Raw genomic sequence first — 11,400 nt, forward strand, 5'->3', positions numbered from 1 at the left:
ATGGTTGAAATTGGTGCTGACGCGAAATTCGGGGGTCAGGTCGAAATCGGCGCCCGCGCCGATGAAGACGGTGCCGGGGTTGTTGAAATTCGACTGCCCTTCTTCCTTCGACGAGCGGAGCGAATTCAATATGCCGTTGCGGCCGCTGATCGAAATCACGCGTCCGCCGCCCGCGAACGGGATCGTCTGGCGGATCCAGTAGCTGGTGTCCGCGCCGCCGAAGATCGGATTCTCGAAGATCGCGTCGAAGCCGCCTTCGGTCTTGTTATACGGATCGCCATCACCCGTCGCGTAAAGCCCCGACAGGCGGAAGCGCATCCAGTCATGATCGTAGCTGAGCTCGACCGCGCCGAAACCCGCGCGAATCTCGGCAGGCTTGCTGGTGAAGAAGCTGTTCCGGTCTTTGCCCAGCGCGGCATAGAAACTCGCCGTCACGTTGATCCGCCCGATGCGCCCGTCGGCGCTGTAGCCCAGATAGACGACGTCATATTCGCGTCCGCGCAGATCGCCGAGCAGCGCCGGCCGCACCGGGAAGCCGTTGTGGTCGATCTGCACGTCATTCTTTTCGCGGTTCATATTGTATGTCACGCTGACCTGGCTGGTCAGCCCGACGACCGGGAAATCCTGTCGATAGAGATTGCCGGTGAAGACGAAATCGCTGCGCGGCGTCTGGGTGATGTCGTTGAGGCCGCTATTGGTATCCTTTTCAAGTCGCCAGAAGGCCGCGAGATTATATTGAAAGCGGTTGTTGTCGCGGTTGCCGAACAGACGGATGCCGAGCTGGCTGTCGTTGAACAGGAAACCGCGAAAATCGCTCTGGAACGGCTGGATGCCGAGGCGGACCGAATAAAAGTCATAGCGGTCGGACGTGTTGCCAAGATGCTTGTCGACGAACAGCTCCTGCACGCCGAGGAACGAGTCATAGCGATGGCTTGCCTTCGACGGGCGCACGTCGAGCACGCGCCGTTCGGGCACGTCGACGTAGTTCGCCTGGTACGCAAGGGTGACGCGATATTCGACGTCGGGCGGCTTGAACGCGGTCGATCCCTTGATCAGCGCGGCGCCCGTGATGAAAGTCTGCGCAAAGACGAAGCTGCGATCCTTGCCGAACACGTCGAGGCTGCCGGGCCGCTCGGTCGTCTGTACACCAACGGGGATCGGGAAGGTACGCGGTTCGAAAACCGTGTCCGAGACCGCATTGGCGACGAAAAACCAGTCGTCGCCCTCGATCGGCAGCCATTTGACCTTGCTGCGATCGATCGCGCGGTCGCCCTTGTAGGTGTTCTGGTGATAGGGGTCGAACCAGCGCTCCTTGACCACGCCGAGCGTCTCGATCAGGCGCCAGCGGTCGGGGACCGGAAGCTGGTCCTCCATCCCCGGAAAGGCCTGCGGCGGGGGCGGGCGCAGCGCGCCGACATTGTCCTGCGTCAGCGCATCGGGGAGGTCGGGGCGATAGCCGGGGCGGCGGCGGCCTTCGATAATCCCGGTGACGAGATCGTCCTTGACTATCTCCTGCCAGTCGACCGGCGGTGGTGGCGGGATCAGCTCTTCAGCGGGCTGTTCGGCGGGTGCGACGTCACCAGCAACCGGCGGGCCCTCGGGCGCGGGCGACGGCGGCAACGCCTCGCCCCCCGGCGCGCCCTGCGCCGCGAGTGTCGCGATGACCGGCCAAAGGCTGCCCCCCGTCATCATCGCCTATAGCCCGTTGCAGACATTCTGGTTCGCCGTGTCGAGGAAGGGGGCGAACGGGCAGCTGATATAGCGCAGGCGAACCCCCGCACCGACGTTCACGACAATCGTATCCGCGCGAATAGCCTTGGGCGCATTGCCGATGCCGCCGACGCGCGCACCGCCGTTATGCGCACCAAGGAAGCTGATCATATCGTCCTGATCGATGCCGTCGCCCGACACACCGATCGCACCGACCAGTTGATTGCCACGATAGATGGGGACCGAACCCGGAAAGATCTGGATACCGTTCTGCAGCCGGTTCTGCCCCGGCGCGACGTCGGGCAGGGTCGTGCAGCGCTGCGGCGTGTCGGTCGGACTGGCGCCCGAAACGAAGCCGAGGTGTGCGCCGAGATTGCCGATGATCAGCGCCGACTGCAAACCGGTCGAGAAGGGATTGAATTGCGCGATCGGGCGCGACAGCGGACCATGCGGACGACCGACCTCGCCATCGGGGAAATAGGGGCGCGACAGATTGCCCCCCGAACGATCGGCAAAGGCGATCGTCCCCGTCAGCGCGGCCGGATCGTTCAGGAACGTCCGCGTCGCACCGACGAACTGGCGCACGTCGGCGCTCGCATTGGCATTGAGCTCGGCGCCCGCCTGCGCGCCCGAGAAGAAGGCGGCGGTGCGCGCCTTTTGCAGACTGACGTCGGTGCCAAAGATCGGCGCGTCGGGTGAACGCACGATGCCGAGCACCGCGCCGTTCGTATCGACGATGCTGATCGTCACCTGTGCCCGGCTGTCCAGCGGACGGCGGATCTGCGCGCGCGCGCGGCTCATCACCGCGAAGGCGTCCTCCAGCACCGCGCGGGCTTCGGCCTGCGTCAGCGGCGCGCTGTTGCTCGCGCCATCGGTGCCGGCGCGGATCGGGTAACGGTTGGCGCCGCTGCCGTCGGTCAGGACGAAGGCATCGCGGTTCGAGAATTCGGCGGCGGTCGAGGCGCGAATGCCCGAGGCCTCGGTCCCATAGGCGATCCCCGCCGTCACCGCGGCATTGGCATAGCCGGTGACCGGGACGAGATTGCCTGCGGCGCCGTTGAGGCTCGCGAAACTCGCGCTGCCACTCGACATCACCCCGGCGAAGGTTGCATCCGAAAAGCGCAGGCTCGTTCCGTCGACGGTGATCTTGTCGGCGGTGATCGTCGAGGGCGCTTCGAACCCGCGCGTGCCGGCAAGTGCGATGAACTCCTCGGGGTCGTTGTCGACGTCGCGGGTGTCGCCGTCGCTGCCATAGACGCCATCGCCCATCACGCCGACGCCGCCGACGAGCACGCCATTCTTGTATAGCGGGAGGCCGCCGGGATCGGCGGCGAGACCGAGCGGCGAACGCTTCGGTCCGATCAGCGCGGCCGCCCCCGCCGCACCGAAGCGGGTCGAGAGATCGCTGCACGGCAGCTGGCTGAACTGCACGCCGAACAGGGGGCCGCTTTCAAGCCCGGCGGTCACCCCGGGCGCGGGCGGAAAATGTTCCTGCACGATCTGGCTCGCGGTGCGGGTCGAGAAGGCGTTGCCGCCGCTTGAAAGATATGCGCCGGTTATCGCTTTTGCGATCGCGCCGCCCTCGGCAGGGAAGGTCACATTTTGCGCGTCGATATTGATGCCGTTTGGGGCCGGGGCGGTGGTCGCGGTCGCGCGGGCGCCGTTCATGCGAAAAACGCCAAGGACATTGCCAACGCGGTCGGTCACCGCGATCACCGACGGCAGGCCGCGCGCCTGCGCTTCCGATATCGCCTGTGCGAGCACGCGTTCGACGTCGGTCGTGGTCAGCGCCTCGGCGGCAGGCGGGGTGTAGAGACCGCCCGTCGGCGTGGGTGTCGGGGTCGGTGTGGGCGTCGGCGTCGGCGTGCTGCCGCCACCCCCGCCACCGCCACACGACGCCAGCAGCAGCGCGCCCATCGCGGCAAAGGCGGCCGAACGGAAAAGATGGCTCTTGCTTCGCATGATCTTACCGCAGTGCCCCGATCGCGCGCACGGCACTGCCGAACGATGCCTGGAATTCTGACGGCTTGTAGGCGTTGGGATCCTTCACCGCCGCATAGGCGCGGTCGATGTCGCCGCGGATGCCCGCTGCTGCGCCCACGGTGATGCGGCCCGACGACACCATCGCGTTGAGCAGCGTGTCGACGCCCATCACCGCCTGCTGCGATCCCGAATAATCGGTGTAGCGGTCGCTGATCGCCTTCGCCGAGATCGCATCGACCATCGCGAAGGCGTCGGCGCCCGAGAAGCTGCGCGAGGCGAAGGCGCTCCTGAGCGCCGCGACGGTCTGCGACAGCTGCGCCGCCGCCTGTACCGCGCTCGCGCGATCGCTTGCCATTGCCTTGTGGAATGCCGCGGTGCGCACTGCGAGCTGGTCGGCGAGCGACGGCGACGCCATGCGCGCGGCGGCGGCGAGCATGATCAGATTCTCGTCATTATAGGCCGGCATGCCTTCGGGAAGGTTGCGTCCCGGATTGTCGAGTCCCGTGCGCACGGGCTTCGCCTGATCGAAGATGCGGCGGTGGCAGCTGTGGCAGTCGAGAAAATAGAATTCGGGGAATATGCCCTCGGTCCCGCGCCGCGTCTGGAACAGCGCGAGGCTGCGTTCGATCGCGGTCGCCTGTCCGACCGCCCACATCCGGACATGGTCGGTGCGCTGGCCCGCGGCGCCGAATTTGCGCCGGCCATAGTCGGCATCCTCCTGATGATGCGCCTGCAGCGACGAAAAGAGGTCGAGTTCGAACGAGATGCGCGGATGCCCCGCCGCCATGATCCGGTGGGTGACGAATTGCCCGTCGGCCGCCGACCCGAAATGGCAATCGACGCACACGCCCGCGCGCACCACCGGATCCTCAAGCTTTTTCAGCCCCGCCGACAGGTTCGCGAGATGCTTGTCGCGCATTTCGCGGTCGGGATCGGCGTTGGTCCCGACCCCGGCATAGTGGCTCGCGAGCCAGCCACCGGCGGGGCCGTGGCATGATTCGCAGCCGACGCCGTCCTCGGCGGGAACCGCGCGCGCCGTACCCGCGGTGCTGTGGCAACCGAGACACATCTGCGCCTTCGCCGGATCGCCGATGCCCAGATTGCGCGCGATGAACTGGCTGCGGTTGTTGTTGAGTACCGCCCAGGCGCGGCTATGCGCGCCGCCGGGGGTCGATGGCTCCTGCCATTTCATCAGCTCGTCCTGACGGACAACCGTGCCGTCGCCTTCCATCCGGCCGTGACAGGTCGAGCCCGCGCACGAGGCGACGCCGGTATAGCGCGCGCCGCTTTCACCCTGCGACCGGGCGGGCGGCGCGAAGACGAACGCCGCGACGGCGAGCGCGAGCAGCATCAGCACCAAGGCGGCAAACGCCGTCCAAGGCCGATCGCCGCGCTCCTTCCCAGCGTGCGCCGTCATCCGCAGTACCCCTTTTTCCCCAACCCGGCGCTTTTACGCCCTGAGCCGAATTACACCACCCCGAATGCCAGCATCGCGTCAGCAACCTTCTTGAATCCCGCGATATTGGCGCCTTTCACATAATCGATATAGCCATTGCCCTGATCGCCATAGGTCAGGCAGCTCGTGTGGATACCGTCCATGATGTCCTTGAGCATCTGCTGCAATTCGCCCTCGCTCCACGCGCGGCGACCGCTGTTCTGGCTCATTTCGAGGCCGGAGACCGCGACGCCGCCGGCGTTCGCCGCCTTGCCCGGTGCGAACATGATCTTCGCATCCCTGAAATGATGCACGCCTTCGAGATTGGTCGGCATGTTCGCGCCCTCGCTGACCGCGATGCAACCATTGCCGACCAGCTCCCTTGCATCCTCGCCAAGCAGCTCGTTCTGCGTCGCGCAGGGCAGTGCGACGTCGCAGGGAACGCCCCATGGAGTCTTGCCCGGCGTGAAGGTCGCGCTCCTGTACTCTTCGCAATATTCCTCGATCCGGCCGCGACGATGCGTCTTGTGCGCCTTCACCCAGTCGATCTTTTCCTGCGTGATGCCGTCTGGATCATGGATGAAGCCTCCCGAATCGGACAGCGTCAGCACCTTGCCGCCCAGCTGGACGATCTTTTCGGCGGCGTGCGTCGCGACATTGCCGGAGCCCGAGATCACCGCACTTTTGCCGACGAGATCCTGCCCCTTCGCCGCGAGCATGTTCGCAAGGAAATATACCGCGCCATAACCCGTCGCCTCGGTGCGGATCAGCGAGCCGCCCCATTCGAGGCCCTTGCCGGTGAGCACGCCGGTGAATTCGTTGGTGATGCGTTTATACTGGCCGAACATGAAGCCGATCTCGCGCCCGCCAACGCCGATATCGCCCGCGGGCACATCGATATCCGCGCCGATGTGGCGATAGAGCTCGGTCATGAAGCTCTGGCAGAAGCGCATGATCTCGCGCACGCTCTTGCCCTTGGGGTTGAAGTTCGACCCGCCCTTGCCGCCGCCCATCGGCAGGCCGGTCAACGCATTCTTGAATGTCTGTTCGAACGCGAGGAATTTGAGCACGCTTTCAGTGACGCTCGGGTGGAAACGGATGCCGCCCTTATAGGGGCCGATGGCGTTGTTGTTCTGGACGCGCCAGCCGCGCTGAACGCGGATGTTGCCGTTGTCGTCCTCCCAGCAGACGCGGAAGGACACGACCCGGTCGGGCTCGGCGATGCGCCGCAAGATCTGCTGCGCGTGATATTCTTCCTTGTCGGCGATGAAATCGAAAATGTCCTCGGACACCTCCTGCACCGCCTGGACGAACTCGGGTTGCCCCGGGTTACGCCGTTTTACGCCTTCCATGAACGTCGCAAAGTCGACGTGATCCGAAACTGCCATGCACCCCTCCCCTGATGACTGGGAAAGCCGGTGCGACCCCTGACGATTTTTATCGTTGACCGACCTCGTGGATCAAAGGCTACACAATCACCAAGCAAAGGCAATATGACCGCGCGCACAGCCGGTATTTTTTTCGCGCGTCGCACGAGGGGGCAAAATGAGCGAGAGCAAGGATTTGGGGGGCGGCAAGACAGGTGGGATGACCGGCACCAACCGCGCGATACTGGTTGCCGCCTTCATCCTCCTTGCCGCCACGATCGGCTATGCGATCTGGCGTGATTCCGGCTCTTCGGATGCGGCTCCGGTCCCCGAGGCGGCCGGAGCACCCTCCGACCAGCTCGCCGGACTCGAAGCACGGACGCGGCGCGAGCCCGGCAGCGCCGACGCGTGGACCGCGCTCGGCGCCGCGAAATTCGACCTCGGCGATTTTGCGGGCGCGACCGCAGCTTATGAAAAGGCAGTTGCGCTATCGCCCGAATCGGCCGGACTCTGGTCGGCGCTCGGCGAAGCGCGGGTGATGGGGAGCGATAGCGACCCGATGCCGGCCGCCGCTTTGCAAGCCTTCGACAAGGCAATCGCGCTCGATGCCAAGGATCCGCGTGCGCGCTATTTCCTCGCTGTGAAAAAGGACATCGGCGGCGATCACGGGGGCGCGATCGAGGACTGGTTCGCGCTGCTCGCCGACACGCCGCAGGGTGCACCATGGGAGGCCGATTTGCGCCGGACGATCGAGCAGGTCGGGCAAATCCACAAGATCGACGTCGCCGGGCGGCTAGCAAGCACGAGCCCACGGCCGCTGACCGCCGATGAAATGCCCATCGCGGCACGCGCAATTCCCGGCCCGAGCCGCGCCGATATGGAAGCCGCGTCGCAGCTGCCGAAGGGTCAGCAGGACCAGATGATCGAGGGCATGGTGAGCGGGCTCGAAGCCAAGCTCGAGGCCAACCCGGCCGACGTCGACCGCTGGATCATGCTGATGCGCAGCCGCATGACGCTGGGCGAAACGGCCAAGGCCGCACAGGCATTGAAAGACGGGATCGCGGCGAACCCGGGCGCGGCGGGACGACTGAAAGCGCAGGCGCAGTTGCTCGGCGTGCCGGGGGTGTAAAATTACCCATTGGCGTGACGCCGGCAAAGCGGTACGCCATAGGGGCTGCGGGGGGCGCCAATAATGATAAGGTCGCCGCGGCAAATTGCCGCGAGACGATTTCGGACGTATTTGCCCGGGACAGCCGTCCACTCTGTATCGGGCCTCGTGGTTTCCAGCTGAAGCCTGGGCCGCCGAAAATCACACCCCCTCGAAGTTCATCCCGCCATCAGCGCCGCATTGCCGCCGGCTGCGGTGATGTCGGTCGAGATCGACTTTTCCTCGGCAAATCGGTGCAGATAATGCGGGCCGCCGGCCTTGGGCCCGGTGCCCGACAGGCCGCGCCCGCCGAACGGCTGCGATCCGACGATCGCGCCGATCTGGTTGCGGTTGACATAGACGTTGCCAACCGCCGCGCGCGCCGCGATATGCGCGGCGACGCCGTCGATACGCGTATGGACGCCGAGCGTCAGGCCATAGCCCGAAGTGTTGATCGCATCGATGAGCTGGTCGAGTTCGCCGCCCTTCCACGTCGCGACATGCAGCACGGGCCCGAAGATTTCGCGCTTGAGATCGGTCACATGGTCGAGACGAATCGCGACCGGAGCCACAAAATGGCCGCCATCTGGCAGGGTGGTTCGCCCCGCTTCGGCGATCACGCGGCCCGCGGCGCGCGCTTCGGCGACATAGGCGGCGATATTCGCGCGCGCCTCTTCGTCGATGATCGGGCCCACGTCGGTCGCGAGGATCGACGGATCGCCTACGTTGAGTTCGGCCATCGCGCCCGCGACCATCTCGATCATCGTGTCGGCGACATCTTCCTGCACGCAGAGCAGGCGCAGCGCCGAACAGCGCTGCCCCGCGGACTGGAACGCCGAGGCAACGGCATCGCGCGCGACCTGTTCGGGGAGCGCGGTCGAATCGACGATCATGGCATTGGCGCCGCCGGTTTCGGCGATCAGCGTCGCGATCGGACCGTCGCGACCGGCGAGGCTGCGATTGATCATCCGCGCGACCTCGGTCGAGCCGGTGAAGGCGACGCCGATGATGTCGTCTTGGCTCGTCAACGCCGCACCAACGGTCTCGCCACGGCCGGGGAGATAGTGGAGCACGTCGCCGGGAATCCCCGCTTCGAGCAGCAGCTCGACCGCGGCGTGGGCGATCAGCGGAGTCTGCTCGGCGGGCTTCGCGAGCACGCTGTTGCCCGCGGCGAGCGCGGCCGACACTTGCCCCAGGAAAATCGCGAGCGGGAAGTTCCACGGGCTGATGCAGACGAAGACGCCCTTGCCCTCGAGCATCAGCTCGTTGCGTTCGCCCGTCGGGCCGGGCAGCGCGACCGGCCAGGTGAAGTCGGCGCGCGCTTGCGCCGCATAATAGCGCAGGAAATCGACCGCCTCGCGCACTTCGGCAACGGCGTCGACGAGCGTCTTGCCGGCTTCATCGATCGCGAGCCCGAGGAAGAGCGCATCGCGTTCTTCGAGCAGGTCGGCGGCGCGTTCGAGCCGCTCGGCGCGGAAGGCGCCGCCGGCAAGGCTCCAGTCGTCCTGCGCCATGCGCGCCGCGACGACGGCATCGGCGACCATCGCGGCGTCGGCCTCGATCACCTGCCCGACGACGGCACCCGTCGCGGGATTGCGCACCGGCTCGGCCTTACCGATCTGTGCGATGCCGCCGACGAGCGGAGCCGCGACGAGGTCGCCGCGACGAGCGGCACCGATCGCCGAGACCAGCGCCTCGGGCACGCCGGGATCGCCGAGATCATAGCCGCGCGAGTTGCGCCGCACCGGATCGAAGAGGCCGAGGCCGGTCGCGATATTCGACGCCGCAGCGCTCGCGACGCTGCGCGGATCGACCGCAAGCTGTTCGGCGGTGACGCCGGGGTCGGAGAACTGGTGGACGAAGCTGGAGTTCGCACCATTTTCGAGCAGGCGACGGACGAGATAGGCGAGCAGGTCGCGGTGCGTGCCGACCGGCGCATAGACGCGCACCGGCCGGGGCGGCGGGAAGAGCGCGACCAAGGCGTCGTGCGCCCCCTCGCCCATGCCATGCAGCCGCTGCAGCTCGTAATCGGCGCCCGAGAACAGCTCGGACACGAAGGCGAGCGTCATCGCATTGTGGCTCGCAAAGGCGGGATAGATGCAATCCTGGCAGTCGCGGAGCAGCTGCGCGCAGCGCATATAGTTGAGGTCGGTGTGGAGCTTTGCCGTGAACACCGGGAAATCACCGAGCCCCATCGTCTGCGCGCGCTTGATCTCGGTATCCCAATAGGCGCCCTTGACGAGGCGCATCGACAGCTTGACCCCGCGCGTGCGTGCGCGGTTCGCAAGCCAGTCGATCACCGCCGGCGCGCGCTTCTGATACGCCTGGATCACGATGCCAAGCCCGGTCCAGCCGTCGGCGATGCCGGCGTCGATCAGCGCCGCGAACACATCCATATGGGGTTCGAGCCGATCGCTTTCCTCGGCGTCGATCATCAGCGGAATGTTTACCGCGCGCGCGGCTTTGGCGAGTGCAATGACGTTCGGGATCAACTCGTCGCGGACACGCGACGGCTGCAGATATTCATAACGCGGGTGAAGCGCCGACAGCTTGATCGAAATCCCGTGGTTGGCATGCGGGTCGCCCGGCTTCGCACCCTTGCCGATGCGTGCGATCGCGTTTGCATAGCTTTCGTGATAGCGCTGCGCGTCTTCCGCGGTGCGCGCCGCTTCGCCGAGCATGTCGAAGCTCGCAAGCTCGGACTTCTCCTTGTCGGCGCGCTTGACGGCGGCGTCGATCGTCTCGCCCATCACGAACTGCTGGCCGAGCAGCTTCATCGCCGCGAGCGCTGCCTGGCGAATCACCGGTTCGCCCGAACGGCGGACCATCGACTTCAGCAGCGTCAGCGGGTTCGCCTTGCTGCCCATCGCGTCGAGCATCAGCGTCGCCGATCCGAGCGAGAGGCCGCGCGACGAGAGCGCGACGATCAGCGGACTGTCCTCGTCCTCGCCGTCCTTCCAGTGGCGTCCGGCGATCTTGTCGCGGATCAGCGCATTGGCGGTCGCATTGTCGGGAACGCGCAGCAACGCCTCGGCGAGGCACATCAGCACGACGCCTTCTTCGGTCGACAGGCGATAGCGGTTCATCAGCTGCGCGACGAGCGTCTCGCGCTCGCCCTCGGCCTTCGCCTTGCGGATCAGTTCGAGCCCGCGCCGCGTCACGGCGTCGACGCTGGCGGTCGAGGTGGCGAGGGCGCTGCGCAACTCGACGACGATGTCGGATTCGCTGCGGCGGGCGAGGGCGCGGATGGGCGCGCGGTCGGGGCTTTGGATCATGCCGCCTGATATCATATTGGCGTAAGTCGATCCGACTTGTTTTGGCAAGTTTCATATATGAATTGACCAAGTTTTTGATTGATTCTAGTCTATATGGATGAAAAATGCTCCTTCCACAGTCGAACTGGATGAGTTCGATCGCAAGATTCTCGCGATTCTGGGCCGCGATGGACGGATCACCTTTACCGAGCTTGCGTTGCAGGTCGGTCTGTCGAAAACGCCGTGCCAGCAGCGAGTGAAGCGCCTTGTCGACAGCGGGCTGATCGTCGGCTTCCGCGCGATCGTCGATCCGGCCAAGGTCGGGCTCGACCATGTCGCTTTCACCGAAGTGAAGCTGTCGGACACGCGCGAGGAAGCACTCAAGCAGTTCAACACAGCGGTGCGGCAGATTCCCGAGGTCGAGGAATGCCATATGATCGCGAGCAGCTTCGATTATCTGCTCAAGGTCCGCACCCCCGACATCCGCCGCTATCGCATCGTGCT

At 65.6% G+C, this 11,400-nt stretch carries 7 protein-coding genes; 2 read left to right on the forward strand and 5 right to left on the reverse strand.

The genetic code is table 11. The features are described from left to right. From JHC57_RS18025 to gdhA, 4 genes are all read right to left on the reverse strand, one after another. A partial coding sequence (locus JHC57_RS18025; RefSeq protein WP_294031757.1) for a hypothetical protein occupies positions 1–1,692 on the reverse strand: 1,692 nt, incomplete at its 3' end. 3 nt (positions 1,693–1,695) lie between these two features. After that, a complete protein-coding gene (locus JHC57_RS18030; protein ID WP_294031758.1) occupies positions 1,696–3,672 on the reverse strand; it encodes a heme-binding protein in 1,977 nt (658 codons plus the stop codon). A gap of 4 nt (positions 3,673–3,676) precedes the next feature. Continuing rightward, positions 3,677–5,110, reverse strand: coding sequence for a multiheme c-type cytochrome (locus JHC57_RS18035; protein WP_294031760.1), 1,434 nt, complete (start codon positions 5,108–5,110; stop codon positions 3,677–3,679). A 50-nt stretch (positions 5,111–5,160) separates the two neighbouring features. Next, on the reverse strand, positions 5,161–6,516 hold the full coding sequence (gene gdhA, locus JHC57_RS18040) for an NADP-specific glutamate dehydrogenase (protein WP_294031762.1): 1,356 nt from the start codon (positions 6,514–6,516) through the stop codon (positions 5,161–5,163). A gap of 157 nt (positions 6,517–6,673) precedes the next feature. Between gdhA and JHC57_RS18045 the strand changes: the two genes are divergently transcribed. Further along, positions 6,674–7,624 carry a tetratricopeptide repeat protein gene (locus JHC57_RS18045; RefSeq protein ID WP_294031763.1) on the forward strand — a complete coding sequence of 317 codons (951 nt, stop codon included), beginning with the start codon at positions 6,674–6,676 and terminating at the stop codon, positions 7,622–7,624. 197 nt (positions 7,625–7,821) lie between these two features. Here the strand turns inward: JHC57_RS18045 and putA are convergent, their stop codons facing one another. Continuing rightward, complete coding sequence (putA, locus tag JHC57_RS18050) at positions 7,822–10,917, reverse strand: bifunctional proline dehydrogenase/L-glutamate gamma-semialdehyde dehydrogenase PutA (RefSeq protein ID WP_294031765.1); 3,096 nt, start codon at positions 10,915–10,917, stop codon at positions 7,822–7,824. Positions 10,918–11,014: 97 nt separating this feature from the next. Here putA and JHC57_RS18055 point away from each other — a divergent pair. Then, positions 11,015–11,400, forward strand: a 386-nt coding sequence (locus tag JHC57_RS18055) for an Lrp/AsnC family transcriptional regulator (RefSeq protein WP_294031766.1), incomplete at its 3' end; no start/stop codon positions are given.

Origin of the sequence: Sphingopyxis sp. (assembly GCF_016463645.1) — a bacterium.
GTDB lineage: Bacteria > Pseudomonadota > Alphaproteobacteria > Sphingomonadales > Sphingomonadaceae > Sphingopyxis.